Here is a 19241-nt window from a genome sequence, read left to right as displayed (position 1 = left end):
ACGCTACGCGACCAGCACCGCATCCGGCAAGATCATTTGATGCATAGGTGTGAGGCGTTGCGTGGTTGACAGGCAGACGATAAGATCAAGACAGGGCAGACAGAAAAGTCGATCAAGAAGAGTCAGGAAGAGCAGAAGGTAGCTCAGCAGGATCGGCACAAGGAGAGGCGACAGGCAGACGGAGCGGAGACGAGTGCCGAAGTGGCGGATGGGAGCGCTCCGCGATCAGCGGCGGCTGACCACACGGGCACCGGGCTAGGCCACGAGTTCGTGGCCTCTCTGCTGCCGATGGAGGGCACCATGTAGTGACCCCATCGGGCTGCCGCGCGGACCAAGGCGAGCGCAAGGAGGGAGCGCGATGGCGAACCGAGGTAAGGCGAAGACGGACCGCCGCGTCCGGGATCGAGTAGCGGAACTGGCGGCTGCTCGGGACCGGCTCGACGCGGACGAGGCCGAGCGGCGCAGGCGCGAGGATGATGCCTTCAAGCAGTACGCCTACGCGGACGCCGACGCGGACCGGGTGGTGGCGGAGCGCGACGCGGCGCTTGCCGAACTGGCGGCGCAGCGCGAGCGGGTGAGCGAGGCCGCCGCCACGCGGCTCGACGAGATCGAGCAGCGGCGGGGCGAGATCCTTGCCGAGCTGAACCGCTCGGGGCGCAAGGCCGATGACCTGGCCGCGATGTTCGGGATCGCGGTCAAGCGTGGTCCGTTCCCTTCTACGGCAGGGCCGGCCACCGGCCGGGGCTGCCGGTCCCGCGACCGCGCCGCAGGCGCGCGCGGCAGAAGATGGGGCCACCCCAACGGCCACGGCGGCCGAGTCCACCGTCGCTCTGGCCACAGTCCCGGCCGCGCAGGGGCCCGAGCGGGAGATCGGGTGAGTGAGTCCTCGCCGTGCTCGGCGGCGTCGAGCGTGGCCGCGTAGACAGCACTGTGCCGCCGCAGGCGGGTCCGCCAAACCCTCGGCCCGGCGCGGTCCTTGAGCGCCTCCGGCGCCGGCGTCCTCGGACTGGCAAGCGTCATCGGTCGGCGGACCTGAGGTGTCGGGACTGTTCGCGCCGACCGGGATGAGGCAGGCGCACGAAAGGGGCCCCGCCATCGGCGGGGCCCCTCCTCGTAGCGAACGATTAGGCGGGCTGGCGGGTGTGCCAGTCGGAGACGATGAATCGGTCGCTGCGGCGCATGGTCCGCCAGTCGCGGTTGAGCCGCGCGTTCCGCTCGGCCGGGCTCGTTGAGGTGGCGGCGATGTGGTCGCAACGCGCCACCAGGACCTCGGCGCGGGTCGCGGTGGCGGGCAGGATCGGAACACCGGCGGCCCCGCTGTCGCGGCAGTCCTCGCACAGCCCGTCGTCGCGGGTGCGCTGCTGATCGCGGGTCGAGCGCTCCACCCCGCAGGCCACGCACGGCAGGCCACACATCGGCGGTACGGCCGCGGCTTCGTTGTCGAGCTGGTCGTAAGTGGACTGCTCGTCGGTGTCCTCGGCCGGGTCGGTGCGGTCGGCGAAGTAGCGGCGCGCCGCGGCGTCGTTGTCGGCGCTGCGCTGGCTGCGGCGCTGGCGCGGCACGCCCTGGCGGGTGGTCAGGTCACGGGGCGCGTGGCGGGCGTATTCGCGACGCTCGGCCCGGGTGGCGCGCACGGCGCGGTCGGTCTGGGTGGCGGCCTCGGCGCGGCGCTCCGGCCGCGGGGCGCACGCCTCGACCAGCTCGCGCCCGGCGGTGCCGCTGACCTTCCACAGGTGGCGCAACTGCGGCAGGGCGACAGCCGGGTGCTTCTCCAGGGCGTCGAGGATCTGGCCCAGCAGGGCGCGGGTGTCGGTGGTCGCGCCGTCGGCGAGCCGGGCGGTTCGGCGTCGCGCCTCGCGGACCGCGCCCGCGGCGATCAGGTCGGCCACCTGGCGCAGCTGCTCGGCGGCGTCGACCGTCGCCGTGGTGGTCGTCGTATCGGTCGTGGTGTCCATCGCGACTCGCTCCCTTGCTGGCCGGTGATCAGGAGTGGGTGGGCCTCTCGGCCCGTGAGGGGCAGCGGGCGTCGTCCCCGCTGCCGCTTCGCGGCGGTCACACGGCCTCCGAGGCTCGACGTCAAGGGCAGCCCGAAGGGCTGTCGCCGAAGGCGACGCGGAGCGTCAGCGGAGCGCCCTTGATGTGGAGTGAGGCCGTGTTCAGCTTTAGGGCCGGGAGGCCCATCCGTCCCGCCGAAGGCGGGTCCCCGGGGTTTCTCGGCCCGGCGCGGCCTTGAGCGCCACTACCCGGCCGCCGGCCGCCGGCGCCCACCGACACCCCGGCGTACCCGGCGCGGCACTCTTTCCGACGGCACCGTGGACCAAGGATCAGCCTTGGCCGTGTGGCGTGGTCTCGCGGACGAGCACGATCATCCGACCCGACCGGGCCTCAATGCTGGCTCCACCCTCGAGCAGGACGGTCACAGGCTCGTCCGGGCCGTGGTGTACGACGTCGGCCACCCGCGCACATCTGGTCGTGTCCACCCGGGCGGGGATGCCGTCGTAGTCGTGTCGCATCCGGTCGATGGTGTCCAGCGGCAACAGGTCTCCTGCCCGGATCTTCGCGGTGTGGGTCTGGTGGATCTCGATCTGCATCGGCCGTGGCCTCCTCGCAGGAACACAGGGCAGGGCCCCGCCCGGCGGGCGGGGCCCCCTCGCGGGCCCGGCCGCCTAGAAGGGCGGCTCCTCGTCGAGGTCGTCGGCGCTCTCAGCGGGCGGGTAGGGGCCGTTGTGGTTCCAGATCGCGTCCTCGCGGATGTCGGTGAAGATCTGGGCGTCGCGCTCGGTGTAGCCGTCGGCGATGTCGAGAGTGGCAGTGCTCATCTGGGGCCTCCGGTGGTCGGTGCGGCTGGAACGCGGCGCAGCCTCAGCACGCCCGTGCCGGGGTCCCGAAGGGACGGCGGGGAGCCGGTGCTGGCCCGTGCGGGTGAGACCGCCTACCGACCTCGCGCGAACCCGTGGCGGTCACCCGCCGGCGCCCATGCGCGCCCACCGGCGGGCAGGGACGGCGACCCCCCGACGCGGCGAGCGCGCGCGTCACGGGTGACTGCGAGTCGGCCTCCGCGCACCCGGGGCGACCTTGGCGGGCGGTATCACCCGCACGGGTCGGCGGCGGCTCATCGGCGCTACGCCCCGGCGCGGGTGTGCTGACCTCCGGGCGATCCAGACGTGCCGACCACCGGAGGCCCCACCCCGCACCGCTACCGGCCCCGCCGCCGCCCGACGGTGCCCACCAGCACCGAGCTGGTGACCGACCCACCCGACCGGCACCGCGCTGGTGACGGCCCTTGCCGACCGGCACCGGCGGGGTCAGGACTTCCGCCCAGGATGTCGACAGCGAAGCTGTCGAGGCTCACGGCCGTGGCCTGTCCTCGATAGACCGTCAGTTCAGGGGTACCACGGCTGCCTGAGGCCGGCGATCACATCGCCGCTCCCAGTCACCATCGTCGCGCCGTCCCGGATCAACCGGTGGGTCCCGACCGACAAGGCCGAAGTGACGGGGCCAGGCACCGCCATGACCGGTCGACCGGACGCGTTCGCGGCCCCGGCGAGGTGCAGGACCCCGGACCGAGCCGCGGCCTCGACGACCACCGTGGCGTCACCAAGCGCGGCGAGCAGCCGGTTCCGGTCGAGCACGCGGGCCCGCGTCATCATCGTGCGGGGCGGCTGCGCGGAGACGACCAGCCCGTTCTCGGCGATCCGGTCGAGCAGGTGCTCGTGTGCGGAAGGGTGCGCCCGATCGATGCCACAGGGCAGCACAGCCACCGTGGTGCCCTGCGCAGCCAGCGCGCCCCGGTGTGCTGCCGCGTCGATCCCGAACCCGGCGCCCGACATGATCACTCGCCCGGCACCGGAGAGCTCGCCGGCGAGATCGGTGGCGACGTGGATGCCGTAGCCGCTGGCGGCGCGTGCCCCCGAGACGACCACCGAGGGCTGGGACAGCATCTCCAGCCCGGCGCGGCCACGCACCCACATTCCCTGGGCTCCGGGAATCCCCATGGTCGCGGCCAGGGCCGTGGGCCACTGCTCGTCCTCGGGAATCAGCAGCCGCGCTCCGCACCGGGCGCTGGTCTCCGCGTCGACCTCGACAGCGGCGGCCGCGGCCCGTACGCCGTCCGGGGTCACCTGCTCTCTCAGGATCCCGGGGATGTCGCCGCTGCGGAGGCGCTCGGCCGCGGCGAGCGGCCCGATGTGCAGCACGAGATGCTCCAGGTCGGGGCAGTAGCGATCGATAAGCCGCATCAGGAACGCGCGCGCGGCGCGGATCTCGGCCAGCGGGTCCGGACCGGACTTCGGGCCGTGCATGGGGCCGGGGATCGACGGGTGGGTGTTGGTCAGCATCAGGCACCTCTCACTGGTCAGGACGTGGGTGTGGAGACGGGCGTGCCCGGGGTGGCCTGCCACCCCGGGCACCGGTAAGGAGCCGCGATCCGCGGTTGTGGGGTCAGTCGCCGGGCTCGTCCTCCGGCTCGACCTCGCTGATCGTGATGTTGTGCGCGGTCGGGATGACCAGCGCGTTGCTCACGCGGTGCTCGGCCTCGCAGTCTGGGCAGGGGACGACGGCGTCGACCTCGTGCACCCCGGGGATCAGTCCGCCCCCGTCGGCGCACCCGTCGGCGAACTCGACGAGCGTGTGCCCATCGCTGAGCAGCAGCCCGTTCTCCATCCGGAACTCCTCGGCCATCGTGGCCACCTCCGTGTGCTCGGTCTGTGCGGCTGGAACGCGGCGCAGCCTCAGCACGGCCCGGGGCGGGTCCCGAAGGGACGGCGGGAACCCGGTGCTGGCCCGACCGGCGTGAGACCGCCTCCCCACCCCGACGGGGCCTGGACCCAGTCGGGCCGCGCCCGTGGCCCCATACCGAGGTCGTGCTCACGGGAGCGCCGGGGTCAGCCACACATTCCGCGTGGTCAGGGACGGGCTCACCGGCGCCGGAGGCTCACCGCAGCGTGCTGGGGCGGGATCACCCGGGCGGGTCGGCGGCGGGTTATCGGCGCGCCGCCCGCCCCGGGGTGTGCTGACCTTCGGGCGGTCCAGTCGTGCCGGCCGAGCACACGGAGGACTTCCCACCGAACACTCTTTCCCGGGGATTCGGTCCTGGGGTTGGTCAGGGTGGCGGCAGCAGAGTCGCGCCCTCGGCGAGCGCAGTCTGCTGGGCGAGTCGGCGGAACGCGTGGCGCGCCTCCTCGACTCGGTCGGGGTCGCCGACCATCCGGGCCTCGAGTTCGGTGACCGGCCAGGCCACGGTGATGCCGTGGCGGGCGAGGTAGAGCGCGGCCCGACGGATCTGCCACCGGTCGCTGGTGTCGAGCCAGACGTAGCCGAGCAGCTGCCACAGCCACCGCGCGATCCGCGCGGGCTGGTCCGCGCGCAGCACGGTCTTGACCTCGATCAGTGTGTCGCCGACGAGTAGGTCGGCTTCGGCCCAGTGTGGGACCAGCAGCGGGCTGGCGTAGCCGAGCCTCTTGCCGGGGGCCGGGTCACCGGCCCAGCGGCGCCACCGGGCCAGGGTTCCGGACTCCTCCAAGTGTCGGGCGACGCCGGCGGCGTCGTCGACGACCGGGTCCGGGCACAGCCTCCGCAGCTCCTCCATGGTCGGGGCTGTGGTGGACCCGGCCAGCGAGGCTAGGGCTCGCGGGGTGGTCCCGGCGCGGTAGCGGTCCTCGCCCAGCGCCCAGGCGCCGTAGGCGCGTGCCAGGCCCGTCTCGGCCCCGGCGGCGCCGATCGTGCCGGTCGGGGCGTGGGTGGTGTGGAAGCGGCGACCGCGCTCGGCGAGCTCTGACAGCGCCGTGTCACCCCAGCCTCGGCGCGGTGGGTCCGGTGACGGGCCGGTGATGACCACGACGTCGCTCGGGGTCGGCCGGATCCCGGCCGCGACTGCGGCCAGGTCGGGCTGCTGTTCGAGCGCGGCTCGCAGAGACGGATATCCGGCAGCGATGCGGTGCGTTGCGGCCGGGGAGCACAACCCGGCCGCGCAGAACCCGCTCAGGGACGCGTAGGGCGGAGCGTCCTCCACCAGCGCGGCGAACCGGGCCCCGACCACCGCCCCGACCGCGGCCCCGTGCCCGGCCCTCGCCCGGCCAACAGCGTGGACCGGGGCGTCTGCTGCAGCCGTGCGGACGTGGTGAGTGGTCTCGGTGGTTCCGGGAAGGTGCGTGGCGCACCAGCGGGCAAGTGCACCCGCGCGCAGCTGCGACGTCAGCGACACCACGCACCCCCTCCCGTGTAGTGGACCGATCTGGGCGGTCAGAACGGTGCGTGGCCCTCGGCCTGCACGATCGCGGCGGCGTCGATCAGGTCCGCTCCGACCGAGGCGCCCCAGCCCCGGGTCATACGCAGCGCGAACAATGCCTGCTTCTGGTCGCTGTGACTGCACCGGCCGCTAAGACAGTCCATCAGCTCGTTGATGTCGAGCCCGTCGGTGAGCGCCGCGGACCAGATGGTGCCGGGCCCGCGCCGCAGGCCGCGGCGCAGCCGCCATGCCTCTCTCGTGGCCTGGACCGCGCTGCGCAGCTCGGCGGCCCTGTCCCGCCGATCCGGGTTGATGGCCTGGCTGGCCCAGTACCGCCAGATCGCGCTCGTCGGGGGAACCGCGGACAGCAACGCCGTGCTGCTGTAGGCCACCGACTCGGAGTCGGGGTCCACGGGGTCGAGGACGTCCTGTCCGGGGCAGAACGGGTTCCGGCAGGGCTCGGCGGTCTCGGCCCCGCAGTCGCTGCAGCCCGCCGGCAGCGGCGCTATCCCGAGCACCGGCACTGCCTCGCGGGCCCGGTCGTCGGGGTCGGACCGGCCGTAGCGGCCGCACCCGCTGCAGGTGATGGTGCGGTGCTGATCCCAGGTGGGGTCGGCGACGATCCGGCCCCGCTCGTCGGCCAGGTGGAGCCGGGCGGGCCCGGTCGAGCAGACGCATCGGTAGAGCGTGTCGCTGCCCAGGGTGAACTGGCCCAGCGCAGCGGCGTCGCGCATGTCGTTGCCGGGCTCGTAGTGGGTCGTCATCTCTGCTGCCTCCAGGTCGTAACGGCTGTGGTGACAGCGCCGTCCGGCACGACCCCGGGCCGGTCCGGCGGGGGTTCGCCGGTGGCCGATCCGGTGTGGGATCACCCGTGGTCGACCAGGACCGACGGTGCCCACTGGCGCGGTGATCCCACCCGGATGGCGTCAGCGAGCGGTTCATCGCGCGTGGCCGGCCCGGGGTCGTGCAAACCTGCAGCGGTCACCACCGCCGGCGGCCGCCTGAGCGCTCGAGCTCTTCCTCAGCGGGGTCTTGCTCGCCGATCTCCGCCTGCTCACCGATCTCCGCCTGCTCGTCGAGTGCAGCGGTGAGGTCGTTGGGCTCGGCGGACAGCACCGTCCGGTAGGTGTCCCGGAGCTCGGTGTCGTCGACGACCGCGTAGATGTCGTCCATGACCAGTTCGCGGCGAGCGAGCTGTACGGCGTCGCTGTTGGTGTAGGGGGTGTCGGGGGCTTCGGTACGGGTGTCCTCGGCGACCATCTCGATCGCGGTGGGCAGGTCCATCGCAGGTTCTCCTCAGGTGATGGTGGCGCGCTCGTCGGGCAGCGCGGCAGGGTTGGTGCGGTGCTTCGCCGGTGGTGGCGTCGCCGAGCGGGTCGGGCCGCGGGTCGTGGTTGGTTGGAGTCAGTGCGCCGGCGCGGGGACCCGGGCGCTGTTCAGGGCGTCTTCTCACCCGCGGCCGCGTCACCGCTGGTGGTGCTGTGGCGGTGGTCGATGGTGCGCGGGGCCTGCATGCCGAAGCGCATCCCGCGCGTCACCGTGAGCTCGGCCTCGGCGCGGGTGAAGTCGTCGACCCCGATGTGCACGGTTGCGGCCTCGAGCAGGACGGCGCGGGCGTTGTCGGCGTCGAGTTCCCCTCCGCCGACCAGCTGGCCGAACACCCGGGCTGCGGTGAGCAGGGTGATCTGGCGCTGTCCCTTCGCGGCGGCGGTGACCTTGTGGGATTCGTCGGCGAGGATCGCCGCGATGTAGGCGTTCGCGCGCTTGGTGGGCAGCCTCAGGGAGGTCGGGTTCGTGGGCTGCGGCGCCGGCGGTGGGGTGAGCAGCGTGGCCAGCCAGGCGGGCAGCTCGGCGATCCGGCCGTGTTCGGCGACGAAGTAGGCGCCCTCGGCGCGGACGCTCCCGGCCCCGACGACAAATCCGCCGATCGCCCGAGTATCTACGAGCGGGCCGAGGCTGTGCCCGTGCCCGCCCTGGGTGTTGCGCAGCTCGACCCCGGCCGGCATCCGAAAGTAGATGTGCTCACCATCGGTCGGCGTACGCACCGAGTAGGTCTCGGGCAGCTGGCCGCCGTGCCGGGCAGCGAGCTGGTCGAGGACCTCGCGCCCGGTGGTGGCCCCGTCCCAGTCGGGCAGCGGTTCGCTGCTGGTGTCGAGGTCGATCACCACCAGGCCCGAGGGGCCACAGGCCACGCCGACGTTGAAGCGGGTCTCGCCCGACCACCAGCGCCGGATCTGGGCGCTATCGCGGGTGGCGCGCTGCTCCCACCCCTGGTGCCCGTCGGCGCAGACCCCGGCACGGCGGCAGCGGGTCTCACCGTGGAAGGCGGGAATCTTCGACTGTGCCTTGACCGGGAACACGTACAGGCCGGCGGCTGCGGCGTCGAGCGCGACCTGGCGAAGTCGCGCCACCTCCGGGTCGTGCCGACGGCGGCGGCGCGTGCGTGGCATGCGGTGGTCTCCCTCCCAGCTCACCCGCTGGGGCTCAGCATCGCACCGGCCACCGCGGCTGCGGGAGATGTCGGTGCTGGTCGGAGTGGTCATGAGCGCTGGTCTCCATTCGTGGCTGCGGCGGCGAGGGGGTCGGTGTCGGGCCGCCCGGTGGGGGCAGGCTGTGTGTGCCTGCCCCTTGGGGCGTGCCGCAGGGTGTGCCGAGGCTCGCGGGTCCAGGGCAGCCCGCCAGGGCTGTCGCGTAGCGACGCGGATGCGCCCTGGACGCGTGAGGAGCACACCCGCACCATCGGCTCGACACCGTCGAGGCATGCAGCGCGGCGAAGCCGCTCCGTCAGCGGGGTTGCGGGGGTGTTTGTGTCGTTCCATGCCGGCGGTGCCGGCAGTCTCGACCGGGGCCGGACCGGGCACCGGTCCGGCCCGCGCCGGGGATCACTCAGGCTCTGACTCCGGCTCCTGGTGCGCCCGGTTGTGCCCGGCGTACTGGCCCTGTGCGTCGGCGACGAACTGGGCGTCGTCGTAGGTGGCTTCGGCCTCGGTGAGCGCGCGCTGCGCTCGCGCGAGGTCGGCTCGTGCCTGACAGACATCGTTGTGTACGGGTTCGCCCTGGTCGCGCATGTCCTCGAGGTTGCCCAGTTCGGTGCGGGCGCGGTCGACCTCGTCTGCGGCGCGCGCGATCCGCGGATGCTGGAACGTGCCGTCCGGCATGAGCCCGAGCTCCTCGACGGCATGGGCGTCGTAGCTCTCGGGCATGCCGTGCCCGTAATAGAGGTCGTAGCCCGGCCGCGCTGCAGGGCCCCGCGGGTCGCCGAGTTGTCGCATGCGCTGGTCGATCGCGTCGGCGTGCGCACGGGTCGTGTGCAGGTTGTGGTCGTAGACGTTCTGACCTGGGGTGGTGGGCTGTTCGGTCATCGCAGATTCTCCTTCGTCCTGGCCGGGCAGCTGTCGTTGGAGCGCTTGGATCGATCAGGTCACATGTGGGGTTCGGCGTCGAGCAGGTCGAGCAGCTCGCCGGTGGCGTCTGCGGTGCTGCGCGCGAGGTCATCGATCTCGCCGTGTTCGGTAGGACTGGGCTCGCGGTCGCCGTCGGAGCCGTAGGCGGTGGTCATGGCCTGCCGGTAGCGGGTGTGGCTTCGGCGAGCGGCCTCACGTGCCCGGGTGAGCTGCTGGCGGCGATACAGCCCTGGCACGCGCTCGGCGTGCGAGGTGGGCCGCCCGGCGGCGGCGTGGTCGTTGATGGAGTTCATCGATGCGTCCCTTCAACGGTTGTGTCCCTGGGCCCTTGTCGGTTCCTGGGCAGATCACTGACCGGGCGGTGGGCCCGGCTCAGCGGAGGTCGAGCGCCACGCGCCAGCTGTCGGGGCGGGCGGTCGCGGCGCAGTCGCGCAGTTTCTGTTCGTCGACGGGGGCGGGGTCGAGGACTGCGACGCTGCGGGCAGGCAGGAACCGCAGCTTGTCCTCGCCGTCGACTGCGATGCCGATGCGGTCGCCACCGTCGCGGGTGTAGCGATCGGGTCCGATCCACCGGACCGCTCCGGTGACCCCGACGTTGCAGCCGCGCTTGGTGAGCGACCGGACGTTGCACCCGATCCGGGGCGTGGTGGCCCGGGTCTGCTCGGTCTCGATCAGGTGCGGCAGCAGCCGCTGCCGGTACCAGGCCAGGGCTGTGGCCCGGACCTGCTCAGTCGCGTCGACCTCGGCGCCATTGTGGTAGGTCCACCCGCGGGTGCTGGCGTACTCGCGGGCGCTGATCTGTTCGCCGTCCCAGACCACGGCGATGAAGTCGCTGTCGTCGTAGCCGTTGTGCTCGTAGGTCTCGAGCACAGCTCCGACGTGGGACTGCTGTGGGTCGCCGCAGCGCCGTCCGCTGTTCTTGATGTCGAGGGTGCAGGCGGGCCCGCACAGGGTGATCGGCATGGAACGCCTCCAGGTCGTTGTCATCGGCTCCGTCGGTGCCGGAGATCGGTCCCGGGTGTAGGTAGCGCCGAGCAGATCCCCCGGTAGGCGGGGGTCTCGCTGGGCGGGACTCGCGTCCCGTCTGGTCATGCGCTGGTGCGAGCGTCGGCCCGCCACCGGTCGAGGGTGCGGCGGCTGACGCCGATCTGGGTGGCGACGTCGTCGGGCCGGTCGCCCTGTTCGATTCGGTCGAGGGCAGCGGCTCGCCGCTGCGCTCGTGCGCTCCGGTGGCTCGCGCGGCAGGCCCGGGAGTTGGTGTGCTCGCGCCTCAGGGCGCGGCGCTCGTCCTCGTCCAGCCCACCCCAGACCCCGAAGTCCTGCCCCGTGGACAGCGCCCACTCCAGGCAGGCCGCGGCGGCCGGGCACAGTCGGCAGACGGCCTTGGCCTCGGCGAGCTGGTGCGCGGAGGCGGCCCCAGGCCCGGTGACGAAGAAGAGCTCCGGGTCCTCGTCCCGGCAGGGCAGGTCGTTGGTCAGGAAGCTCATTGCTACTCACCTCTTTCGGTGTAGGGCGGATGGAGACCGGGCGGGGCACCGCCTGAGGGGATGGCTGGTGCCCCGCCCGGTGGCCGACCGGGGGTCAGTCGGCCGTCTGGGGAGCGGTGGTCGAGCTGGCGCGTTCGGCGCGGGGCTTGCGGGTGACCGTGGCGGTCGCGCGGCGCAGGTCCGGGCCGCCGGCCTGGGCTCGCAGCTCGGTGCGCCGGACCGGGTGGTCCTGCCCGGTGGGGGTGAACGAGTTGTCGACGAGCTTGCCGATCATGATCACTGCGTCGCCGGCGGCGATGGAGTCGAAGAGGTTCTGGGCCAGGTCGCCGAAGGCGACCACATCGGTCCAGACGGGCTTGTTCTCGCGCCACTCACCGCTGCGGCGGTCGTAGTAGCGATCGTTCTGTGCGATGGAGAACCGCAGCACCGGCTCTCCGTTGCGCTCGCTGTAGAGCAGCTCGGGCGCCTTGCCGACGTTCCCGGCCAGGGTGATCTCGTTCATGGGGTGCCTCCTGAGGATCTCGGGCTGGTTGGTGACGCGGCCCTGCCTCAGCACGGCGTGGTGGGGCCCGCAGGGGCGGCGGGGGTTCGGTACTGGCCCGAGCGGGTGGGAACCGCGGCAGCGGTCCGAGCCCCTCGGGCGAGGCTTGTCCCACCCGCTCGGTGTCGGTGCCGGTTCATCGCCGCGCACCCCATCGCGGTGTGCTGACCTTCGGGCGTCTCCACACCGGGCCCCGGGAACCTCGGGGATCAGCCCACCGCGGTCACCACAGCCACGCGCCGCAGGCGTGACAATCGGGGGCTAGCACCAGCAGTGGTCTGGGCTCATCGGTCATCACTGCCCGACGGGGTCGGGTGGGCAGAAGGCGTGCCGGATGGCGATCACGCTGTGGGCGAGAACTTGAACCGATCCCTGGCCATCGTGGGTTTCACAGGTGTCGGCTCGGACCCGGTGCGGCTGATGGCGGTCCACCGGGCGGTAGCAGGCGGTGCAGGTGGTGTAGCGCGGCTCGGGGTGTGCTTCGACGGGGGTGGGTTCGGCGCGTGCGATGGCGAGCAGCGTGTCGGGCTGGGTCATCCACGCCCGGACTGCCTCGGCCGGCGTCGAGCGGTGCAGGTGCGCGGCGACTCGGTCCAGGCTGCCGGGGATCCGGCGTTCGATCTCCGCGGCCAGGGCGTCGACGGGGTAGTCGAGCCCGGCACCGCCGTGAAGCTCGGTGTACTCGCTGAGTGCGAGCTGGGCGAACAACTCGGCGTCGTCGAGCCGGGCCACCGCGCTCGGCGCCGGTGCTGCGGGGATCTGGTAGATCGTGGCCTCGTGCAGCGTGACCTGCATCGGCGGGTTGTCGGTGGACTCGTCGGGCTCGTCGTCGTCCTCGTCGTTGCCCGCGTAGTGGTCGGTGTGGCCATCGCGGGTGCCGATGCTGACGCGCAGCTGGTGCTCGGCGGTCCAGTACACCGCGACCAGGGCGCCGCCGACGCTGATGGCCGGCACCTCGTCGTCGGTGGTCTGGGGCAGGAATCGGGCGGCGCGGTTGATCTGGTCGTGCCGTTGCATGGGGACGTCTCCTCGTCAGGATCGGACAGTGGCGTAGGTGGACAGGTGCGGGGCGAGCCCCGATGAGGTGCTCGCCCCGCACCTGGTGGGCGGAAGGCCCGGCTAGCTCTCGGCCCTCGTGGCCGGAGGTGGTCAGGGGCTCGCGCGGTTCATCACGCGCCCCGCGATCAGGACGTTGTGGTAGGCGGTGAGGGCGTCGCCGCTGGTGCCGCCGTCGTCCTGGACGTTCTGCGCCGCGCGGGTGGCGTCGGCGACGAGGCTGGGCAGGACCGGCTCGATCACGAGATCGAGGACGACGTCGGCGAGGGCGCCTTCGTGGTCGGCGAGCACGCGCAGGGGGACCCCGGCGCGGTGCAGCGCGGCGCCGATCAGGCACATCGGGCGGTGGCCGTCGGCGCTGACGTAGCGGCACGAGGACAGCCCGTGCTCGACGCTGTTCTCGGCGAACAGCGGGTGGTGATCCTGCGGGTCGACGTAGGCCTCGGGATCGGTGTCGATGTCGGGGTAGGTCCAGTTCAGGCCGCGGTCAGCGACCACGGCGTGCAGCGCAGCGGTGAGCTGGTCCTCGGTGATGGCGAAGGTAGGCATGACGAATGACCCCTCTGGAGAAGGTGGGATGGGAGGCGACACGGGCCCCGGCCCTGGCTGGGCCGGGGCTCACCGGGGGTCAGCGGTTGAGCAGGTCGCGGTGGTAGCCGGCCAGGACCACGATCACGGGGCCGAGGTCGCTGGCGTCGAAGATCGGCCGGATGTCGCGGGCCAGGGCATCGTCGGCGAGCGTGTCGGGATAACAGATCCCGACGGTGACCTCGTCGCCGGTGAGCTCGCAGTCCTCGCCCAGCTCCTCGGCCCCCCGGTCCGCGCACAGCGGGTGGACCGAGTGCAGGGTGACCGAGAGCCCGTCGGTCCTCGTGCGCGTGGCCCACGAGTCTGCGAGCCAGCGCATCTCCACCGCGCCGTGGTCGTCGGAGACGACCAGCCGGATCCAGTGCGGATCCGGCGCGATGTGGACGCCCAGCCCGTCGAACCGGGTCGAGCGCTCCCGGAGCCGGTCGAGGCTCAACGCCTCGCCGACGTGGGCGCCGCTGCTGCTCGTGTTGGTGATCGTCATGGTGGCCCTCCACGGGGTCGGTGAGGCTCGGCGGCTGGAACGCGGCTCTGCCTCAGCACGCCGGCGGTGGGGCCCCGCAGGGGGCGGCGGGGGTTCGGTCTGGCCCCGACGGTGTGAGACCGCGAGCGGACCACGACCCGGCCGGGAACAGGCGCAACCGGCCTGCTCCCGGCTGCGGGCCCGGCAGGTGACCGGCAGCCCCTCCCGAGCGGCACCCCGGGAGCTCGCAGCCGGCACCGGGCTGACCGGCTCCGCTACGGCCCGCCTCGTCCTGGCGGTCTCACCCGGCCGGGTCGGACGGGTTCATCGCCGCGCACCCCACCGCCGGTGTGCTGACCTGTGGGCGATCCGGCCCGAGCCCTCCCGGCGCCAGGACCCGGCCCGCCACCGACAGCTCGTGCCGGGCGCACAACGGGGCGGGGCGCCTCAGCGCGCCCCGCCCCGGAAGCGGTGACGATCAGCCAAGGGCCGCAGCCTCGGTGTGCTCCTCGCCCTCGGGTGCATCCTGCTCCTCAGCATCAACATCGTCGCCGGGGTCCTGGAGGACGTCGGTGGTGTCGTCGGTGAGGACGAGCTGCTCGACGTCGGCCAGGGCGTAGCCCCAATCGCGCAGCTGGGCGAAGTAGCGGCGCGTCGCCGGGGTCGGGTTGCGCCAACTGTCGCGGGTGGTGCCGGCCTCGTAGGCGGCCAGCACCAGGGCGAGCGCGAGCATGGTGGCCCGGGCCGCGGAGCCGGAGCGTGCGGCCTCGGCGATGGGGTTGGGCCTGCCGCTGTAGTAGCCGTAGCCACCTGCGTCGCCGAGCCCGAGCAGTGTTGAGGCGAGGGCGTTGCCGGTCTCCATCGCCCGGCGCAGGTCGTGGTCGCCCTGGGCGAACTCGGCGGCGACGAAGATCGCCGCCCCCTTCGGGGCGGCCTTGCGGGCGAACAGCTCGCGCAGCCAGTCGCGGCGCACGACCTGCGCGGACTCCCACGCCTTGTTGTTCGCGATCACCGTGCGGCGCGTCTCGCGCGCGGCCTCACGTTCGCGGTCCTCCCGGGTCTGACGCTGCTCGTCGGTCTCCCCGACCGGCGCCGCCGGCTTCTGGCTGCTGGGGCGGTCGTAGCGTTCGACGTGGCCGTGGGTGGCGGGGTCGGTGCACACCCACAGCGTGTGGGCGGTCCTGCCCTGGTCGAAGTCGAAGCGCACCGTGACCGTCGCGGCATGGCCCGGGCAGTCGCGGTGAGCGTCCTCCGTGAGCTCGGTACCCGACGGGTCGTCCCCGGAAGGCCGTAGCCGGGCCAAGGTCATCGCGGTGTCGTGACCGGCGTCGTCACGACTCAGGACGGTGACACCGTCCTCGCGCAGCTGGTCTTCGAGCTCGGCGCACAGGGCTCGCTCGGCGCGGGTGTCACGCAGCCGCTGCGCGGTGTGGGCGAGATGGTGGGGCCGCTGTAGCGCGGTCTCGGTGAGCTGGGCGACGGCGTCGTCGTCGTCGCTGAACTCGGCGATCACCGACATCTGCACCAGATCGAGGTCGTAGCGGGCGCCGACCTCGACCGCGTGAGGGTTCCTGGCGACTGCGGTGGTCTGGCGGACCCGCTTGGCCGGGGTCCGCGTGGTGCGCGCGATCTGTGCCGCGGACATCCCGAGCCCGAGCAGCTGCTGGTGCGCGGTGACCTGTTCGGCGTCGGAGATGTCGGCGCGGTGCTGGTTCTCCGTGAGCTGGTCGATGATCCGTTCGGCCTCGTGAGTGCGTCGAGCCCGCTCCGGTTCAGTGTCGATGTCCGCGGTGCTCGGCTGGGGTTCGATGAGGACCCTCACGCGTGCCAGGCCGGCCTTGAGCGCGGCCAGGGTGCGACGCTGGCCCTTACGCACGACCAGCACGCTGACCCCGTCGCCGTCGCCGTCGTCGCGTCGGTAGACGCTGATCGGCTCGCGCACCCCGCGGTCGCGGACCGAGGCACAGAAGTGCGGGTCGAGATGCACCTCGGTGCGGGTGTTGACCTCCAACACCAGCTCGGCGGGGTCGGCCCAGGCCAGCTCACCGAGCTGGTCGAGCGTGCTGAGGGCCTCGCTGGTGTCGAACCCCGGGCGGGTGGTGTCGAACTCGGTGTCGGGCTGGTCGTCGGTGCCGACCGTCGCTTCTGTGGTCGCTTCGGTGGTCAGTTCGGTGGTCGGTTCTGTGGTCATGGGCAGCAGGCCTTTCACTCACCGGTGATGGCCACCCGGCGTCGCTGGCCGGGTGGTGCGTCCCCGATGGCCGGGGGCGCGCTGCGCGTCTCCGGCGGCCCGACGAGTGGTTCGGTGGGGGTTCTGCCGTGGTCGCGGTGGCGTGGACCCGCCGGGCGGTGGTGCTGCGCATGCGAGTAGCTGCGGGGGCGGGTTCACCCGCGGGGACCCCGCGGCAGGTTCATCACCGAGCCACCCGTCGGGATGCCAGCGTGGGTCCGCCCCCTTACTGCGGGGCGGACCCACGTACCGGCAGCACCTACCGCTCCGCGATGGCGCGGTGGTCGTGGCCGTGCCGGCACAGCGGCTCGTGGGAGTGCGGGCACTGGTGTGCTGGCACAGAGCTGATGTCAGCCGCCCAGCCGAGTACCGCGAGGGCTCTCGACAGGTCGGGCAGCAGCCGCGGGTGCACCCGCAGCCGGACCTCGGTGTAGAGCGGTGATGCGCCGATCCCGCCGACCTCACGGTTGGCGTGGGCAGCTCGGATCTCGTGTTCCAGCGACGGCTCGGCGACATGAACCTGATCGATGGGTCCGGCGTGCGGGTGCGCCGAATGCAGCAGCACTCCCGCACCGACGCCGTCCGCGCCGCGCCGCACCTGGCCCCGAAGCCCGGCCAGGTTGGAGCGGACCTCGGCCAGGATCGATTCCTCGGCGGCGGTGCGGGCGTCGGCGGCGCGCCGCCATTCCCGCGCCGCAGGCCGGGCGGCGCGGTAGGGCTCGACCAGGCGACGATGCAGATCGGCGGCGATCCGGGCCGCGGGACGGGCCGGATCGGCCGTCGCCCGGGCCCGCAGGGCCTCGGCGCCCGGCACGTCCCGGGCGTCCGACGGTGACTCGCAGGCCACGATCAGCCGCCCGGTCTCCGTGCCGTGTCGGCCGATGCTCATCCGCAGGACGGCGCCGTCGGCCGCGGTGAGCAGCACCCCGCGCTGCTGGGTGCTGACCGTCCAGCTGTCCTCGTCGATCGCGGTCAATGCCGCGGCCACGGCAGAAGCGATGTCACCAGTAACATCGCTGTCGCTCAGCTGCGCGGCGCTGGTCATGACCGCACCTGCCCGTTGTGTGCCTGTTCCGCGAGATAGAGCAGGCTGCTGTCGTCGTTCAGCCCGATCGCGGTGAACATCTCATCGAGGTGGCCGACCAGGTCGGCCCCGCTGATCGATCCGCCGCCGACGTCCTGGAGGTCCCGCCAGGCCACGAACAGTCCGAGAATCCACCGCTCGGCAGGGCCGTCGGCGCGAAGCGGGAACGGCCGGTGCGCGGCCGGCGGGGCGAGGCGGGCGAGCACGGCGGGGATCACGCGGCACGCCGGTTGGTGTGGCGGTGCAGGACCGGTAGGACGCTCTCCGCCATGGTGGAATCGGTACGGCCGTGCTCGACCAGCGCACCGTGGGCGGTGACGAGGTAGTGCCAGCCGATCCGCCAGCCGGCCCGCTCGAGCGGGGCGAACCACACCCGTGTCCCGTCCGGTGTGGTGAGCACGAACGCGGGTGTGCCGTGACTGTCGGGTGGGGTCTGGGTGAGCTGGTCGGGATCGATACCGCGCACGGAGAAGATCCGCCGGATGTCGGCAATCGTGGTCATCGCTGGAGCTCCTGTTCGCAAGGGGGATGGTGGTCAGACACGCCCCGGACCCGCCGACCGGCACCCCGCTGACTACGAGCGGGTGCCGGTCGGACGGGTTGCCGAGGTGGGGAGCGGTCAGCTCGCGGCCGCGGCGAAGGTGGCCGAGAGCTGCATGGCCTCGATGCCGCGGGACTCGACCTCGTAGGCCTCGTCGACGTCGGGGATGCTCTGGGCGGCCGCGGTGACCGCGTGCAGCACCCCACCCGAGGTCGGGGCCCCACCGCGGATGAAGTGGGTCAGGATCGAGTCCTGGGCGGCGGTGGAGAAGCGCAGCTTCTTGCTGACGTGCTCGATGGTCTGCTGGGGGCGGGTGACCTCGACCCCGGCGTCGGCCTCGATCTCGGCGATGCGCTCGGCGACCCAGACCGGGTCGAGGAACTTCCCGACGGCGTCGCGGGTCATCTTCTTCGCCAGGGCCAGGCTGGCGGCCTGGGTGTCGGCCGACCAGTCGATCTGGCCGTGCTCGAGGCGCCCGCCGGCGTGGACCTCGTCGATGGCGTGGCGGGTCAGGGTCATGCCGTTGTTGCAGATCTGGACGGTGAGCTGGGGGATGAGGCGGAACTTGCCCTGCCCGGTCTCGGAGTTGGTCAGGACGAACCCGGCGAACACCGTCGGGTTGTCGGCGCCGCGGTCCCCGGAGAACGGGGAGGTGTAGCCGGTCAGCAGTGCCGGCGCCATCGCCGCGACCGCGGTGGAGCGGATCTTGACGTACATGCGGGACTCGGACAGGTCCGCCGAGACGACGTCAACGGGGTGGTCGGCCTCCCGGATGCCGTCCAGGCAGGTCATCAACACGTCGAGGTTCTCGATGGGGCGGTAGCGGTCCGACAGCAGTGCCCGCATCACCCCGTGCCGTCCGTCGCCGTCGGCCAGACCGCGCACCAGGAACCGGCGCTCGGGCCGGTGGGTGAGCCAGCCGTTGACGTTGGCGTCGTAGAGGTCGATGTTCTGCTCGCGGGTCCGCCGCAGGTAGGCGACCGGGATGCCGAGCTTGTCGGCGATGCCGCTGTCGGCGGTACGGGTCGGGGTGAGGGTCAGATCACCGGTGGTGACCCCGTCCATCGACAGCTCGCTCCTGCCGGCGCCGTGCACCAGCATCTGCCCGCCCAGGGCTGCCAAGGCCGACGCGGCGACGACATGGTCGGTCTTGGCGGCCTGCTGGGTCCGCAGCAGCTCGACCATGCTGCTCAGGTCAGCGTTGCGGGCGGTCAGCGAGACCGCGTTCTCGCCGATGTTCTGGTCGGTGATCTGCTCCATGACGGGGTTCCGTTCTCTCGGACGTACGCACCGGCCCCTGGGGAAGCGGGGCCGGTGCGGTCCCGACCGCTGCGGTGGGACGTGACTCGCCCGCACCCCGCGGTCCGGCGCGACGGGGCCGCGCGCTCGCCCGACCGGCGTGACACCACCCCGACCACGCGACCGGAAGCCGACGACACAGACCTGGTGGTGTCACCCGCGTCGGGTGCGGCCAAGCGCGGCATCGGCGGGTAAGCCGGACCGCGGGGTGCAGAGTCACCACGGCCCACCCGGCTGCGGTCGCGACCTCACCGGAACCCTGCGCTCACCGAACGACCACGCAGAACCCCATAGTTCGAACTATTGTTCCCATCTGGGTTAG

At 72.6% G+C, this 19241-nt stretch carries 22 protein-coding genes and 2 pseudogenes; 1 reads left to right on the top strand and 23 read right to left on the bottom strand.

All coding sequences use genetic code 11. From position 1 onward, the window contains the following. The first annotated feature begins 358 nt into the window (after positions 1-358). Positions 359-922 carry a translation initiation factor IF-2 gene (locus tag KPF22_RS31025; protein ID WP_224404211.1) on the top strand — a complete coding sequence of 188 codons (564 nt, stop codon included), beginning with the start codon at positions 359-361 and terminating at the stop codon, positions 920-922. 202 nt (positions 923-1124) lie between these two features. On the opposite strand, the gene KPF22_RS31020 is transcribed toward KPF22_RS31025, so the two are convergent. From KPF22_RS31020 to KPF22_RS30910, 23 genes and pseudogenes are all read right to left on the bottom strand, one after another. Next, positions 1125-1955, bottom strand: coding sequence for a hypothetical protein (locus KPF22_RS31020; protein ID WP_224404210.1), 831 nt, complete (start codon positions 1953-1955; stop codon positions 1125-1127). Between the two features lie 369 nt (positions 1956-2324). Continuing rightward, the gene (locus tag KPF22_RS31015) at positions 2325-2591 is read right to left on the bottom strand and encodes a hypothetical protein (protein WP_224404209.1); all 267 of its coding nucleotides are present in this window, start codon (positions 2589-2591) and stop codon (positions 2325-2327) included. A gap of 75 nt (positions 2592-2666) precedes the next feature. Then, a complete protein-coding gene (locus tag KPF22_RS31010) occupies positions 2667-2819 on the bottom strand; it encodes a hypothetical protein (protein ID WP_224404208.1) in 153 nt (50 codons plus the stop codon). A gap of 564 nt (positions 2820-3383) precedes the next feature. Further along, complete coding sequence (locus tag KPF22_RS31005) at positions 3384-4337, bottom strand: DNA-processing protein DprA (protein ID WP_224404207.1); 954 nt, start codon at positions 4335-4337, stop codon at positions 3384-3386. A 103-nt stretch (positions 4338-4440) separates the two neighbouring features. Then, on the bottom strand, positions 4441-4680 hold the full coding sequence (locus KPF22_RS31000; protein WP_224404206.1) for a hypothetical protein: 240 nt from the start codon (positions 4678-4680) through the stop codon (positions 4441-4443). A gap of 421 nt (positions 4681-5101) precedes the next feature. Further along, positions 5102-6037, bottom strand: a complete 936-nt coding sequence (locus tag KPF22_RS30995; RefSeq protein ID WP_224404205.1) for a hypothetical protein — start codon at positions 6035-6037, stop codon at positions 5102-5104. 203 nt (positions 6038-6240) lie between these two features. Next, complete coding sequence (locus KPF22_RS30990) at positions 6241-6990, bottom strand: hypothetical protein (RefSeq protein ID WP_224404204.1); 750 nt, start codon at positions 6988-6990, stop codon at positions 6241-6243. A 217-nt stretch (positions 6991-7207) separates the two neighbouring features. After that, positions 7208-7510: a hypothetical protein gene (locus KPF22_RS30985; RefSeq protein ID WP_224404203.1), complete on the bottom strand. Its 303-nt coding sequence runs from the start codon at positions 7508-7510 to the stop codon at positions 7208-7210. A gap of 152 nt (positions 7511-7662) precedes the next feature. Continuing rightward, positions 7663-8676: a bifunctional DNA primase/polymerase gene (locus KPF22_RS30980; RefSeq protein WP_224404202.1), complete on the bottom strand. Its 1014-nt coding sequence runs from the start codon at positions 8674-8676 to the stop codon at positions 7663-7665. 432 nt (positions 8677-9108) lie between these two features. Beyond that, positions 9109-9588, bottom strand: a complete 480-nt coding sequence (locus KPF22_RS30975; RefSeq protein WP_224404201.1) for a hypothetical protein — start codon at positions 9586-9588, stop codon at positions 9109-9111. A 59-nt stretch (positions 9589-9647) separates the two neighbouring features. Then, a complete protein-coding gene (locus KPF22_RS30970; RefSeq protein WP_224404200.1) occupies positions 9648-9923 on the bottom strand; it encodes a hypothetical protein in 276 nt (91 codons plus the stop codon). A gap of 79 nt (positions 9924-10002) precedes the next feature. Continuing rightward, positions 10003-10593, bottom strand: coding sequence for a hypothetical protein (locus KPF22_RS30965; protein ID WP_224404199.1), 591 nt, complete (start codon positions 10591-10593; stop codon positions 10003-10005). A gap of 125 nt (positions 10594-10718) precedes the next feature. Continuing rightward, positions 10719-10844 (bottom strand): annotated as a pseudogene (locus tag KPF22_RS30960) (helix-turn-helix domain-containing protein); the annotation flags it as partial. An 18-nt stretch (positions 10845-10862) separates the two neighbouring features. Continuing rightward, a pseudogene (locus tag KPF22_RS30955) lies at positions 10863-11117 on the bottom strand (WhiB family transcriptional regulator); the annotation flags it as partial. A 94-nt stretch (positions 11118-11211) separates the two neighbouring features. Continuing rightward, complete coding sequence (locus KPF22_RS30950) at positions 11212-11619, bottom strand: single-stranded DNA-binding protein (RefSeq protein ID WP_224404198.1); 408 nt, start codon at positions 11617-11619, stop codon at positions 11212-11214. 333 nt (positions 11620-11952) lie between these two features. After that, complete coding sequence (locus KPF22_RS30945; RefSeq protein ID WP_224404197.1) at positions 11953-12675, bottom strand: hypothetical protein; 723 nt, start codon at positions 12673-12675, stop codon at positions 11953-11955. A gap of 132 nt (positions 12676-12807) precedes the next feature. Then, entirely contained in the window at positions 12808-13263 is a 456-nt protein-coding gene (locus tag KPF22_RS30940) for a hypothetical protein (protein ID WP_224404196.1), read from the bottom strand. Positions 13264-13342: 79 nt separating this feature from the next. Then, positions 13343-13786, bottom strand: coding sequence for a hypothetical protein (locus KPF22_RS30935; RefSeq protein ID WP_224404195.1), 444 nt, complete (start codon positions 13784-13786; stop codon positions 13343-13345). 457 nt (positions 13787-14243) lie between these two features. Then, positions 14244-15956: a chromosome partitioning protein ParB gene (locus KPF22_RS30930; protein ID WP_224404194.1), complete on the bottom strand. Its 1713-nt coding sequence runs from the start codon at positions 15954-15956 to the stop codon at positions 14244-14246. 298 nt (positions 15957-16254) lie between these two features. Then, on the bottom strand, positions 16255-17040 hold the full coding sequence (locus KPF22_RS30925) for a hypothetical protein (RefSeq protein WP_224404193.1): 786 nt from the start codon (positions 17038-17040) through the stop codon (positions 16255-16257). Then, on the bottom strand, positions 17037-17297 hold the full coding sequence (locus tag KPF22_RS30920; RefSeq protein ID WP_224404192.1) for a hypothetical protein: 261 nt from the start codon (positions 17295-17297) through the stop codon (positions 17037-17039). The genes KPF22_RS30925 and KPF22_RS30920 overlap by 4 nt, the downstream gene beginning before the upstream one ends. Then, complete coding sequence (locus KPF22_RS30915; RefSeq protein ID WP_224404191.1) at positions 17294-17581, bottom strand: hypothetical protein; 288 nt, start codon at positions 17579-17581, stop codon at positions 17294-17296. Before KPF22_RS30915 ends, KPF22_RS30920 begins: the two co-directional genes overlap by 4 nt. 117 nt (positions 17582-17698) lie before the next feature. Beyond that, positions 17699-18880: a DUF932 domain-containing protein gene (locus KPF22_RS30910; protein WP_224404190.1), complete on the bottom strand. Its 1182-nt coding sequence runs from the start codon at positions 18878-18880 to the stop codon at positions 17699-17701. Positions 18881-19241 lie beyond the last annotated feature (361 nt).

It is taken from the genome of Pseudonocardia sp. ICBG1034 (genome assembly GCF_020131375.1).
Taxonomy (GTDB): Bacteria; Actinomycetota; Actinomycetes; order Mycobacteriales; family Pseudonocardiaceae; genus Pseudonocardia; species Pseudonocardia alni.
This window is presented reverse-complemented; position numbering and strand designations above follow the sequence as displayed.

Coding starts and splice junctions, on each gene's coding strand:
- KPF22_RS31025 (WP_224404211.1), top strand. CDS start 359: ATGGCGAACCGAGGTAAGGCGAAGACGGACCGCCGCGTCCGGGATCGA.
- KPF22_RS31020 (WP_224404210.1), bottom strand. CDS start 1,955: ATGGACACCACGACCGATACGACGACCACCACGGCGACGGTCGACGCC.
- KPF22_RS31015 (WP_224404209.1), bottom strand. CDS start 2,591: ATGCAGATCGAGATCCACCAGACCCACACCGCGAAGATCCGGGCAGGA.
- KPF22_RS31010 (WP_224404208.1), bottom strand. CDS start 2,819: ATGAGCACTGCCACTCTCGACATCGCCGACGGCTACACCGAGCGCGAC.
- KPF22_RS31005 (WP_224404207.1), bottom strand. CDS start 4,337: ATGCTGACCAACACCCACCCGTCGATCCCCGGCCCCATGCACGGCCCG.
- KPF22_RS31000 (WP_224404206.1), bottom strand. CDS start 4,680: ATGGCCGAGGAGTTCCGGATGGAGAACGGGCTGCTGCTCAGCGATGGG.
- KPF22_RS30990 (WP_224404204.1), bottom strand. CDS start 6,990: ATGACGACCCACTACGAGCCCGGCAACGACATGCGCGACGCCGCTGCG.
- KPF22_RS30985 (WP_224404203.1), bottom strand. CDS start 7,510: ATGGACCTGCCCACCGCGATCGAGATGGTCGCCGAGGACACCCGTACC.
- KPF22_RS30980 (WP_224404202.1), bottom strand. CDS start 8,676: ATGCCACGCACGCGCCGCCGCCGTCGGCACGACCCGGAGGTGGCGCGA.
- KPF22_RS30975 (WP_224404201.1), bottom strand. CDS start 9,588: ATGACCGAACAGCCCACCACCCCAGGTCAGAACGTCTACGACCACAAC.
- KPF22_RS30970 (WP_224404200.1), bottom strand. CDS start 9,923: ATGAACTCCATCAACGACCACGCCGCCGCCGGGCGGCCCACCTCGCAC.
- KPF22_RS30965 (WP_224404199.1), bottom strand. CDS start 10,593: ATGCCGATCACCCTGTGCGGGCCCGCCTGCACCCTCGACATCAAGAAC.
- KPF22_RS30950 (WP_224404198.1), bottom strand. CDS start 11,619: ATGAACGAGATCACCCTGGCCGGGAACGTCGGCAAGGCGCCCGAGCTG.
- KPF22_RS30945 (WP_224404197.1), bottom strand. CDS start 12,675: ATGCAACGGCACGACCAGATCAACCGCGCCGCCCGATTCCTGCCCCAG.
- KPF22_RS30940 (WP_224404196.1), bottom strand. CDS start 13,263: ATGCCTACCTTCGCCATCACCGAGGACCAGCTCACCGCTGCGCTGCAC.
- KPF22_RS30935 (WP_224404195.1), bottom strand. CDS start 13,786: ATGACGATCACCAACACGAGCAGCAGCGGCGCCCACGTCGGCGAGGCG.
- KPF22_RS30930 (WP_224404194.1), bottom strand. CDS start 15,956: ATGACCACAGAACCGACCACCGAACTGACCACCGAAGCGACCACAGAA.
- KPF22_RS30925 (WP_224404193.1), bottom strand. CDS start 17,040: ATGACCAGCGCCGCGCAGCTGAGCGACAGCGATGTTACTGGTGACATC.
- KPF22_RS30915 (WP_224404191.1), bottom strand. CDS start 17,581: ATGACCACGATTGCCGACATCCGGCGGATCTTCTCCGTGCGCGGTATC.
- KPF22_RS30910 (WP_224404190.1), bottom strand. CDS start 18,880: ATGGAGCAGATCACCGACCAGAACATCGGCGAGAACGCGGTCTCGCTG.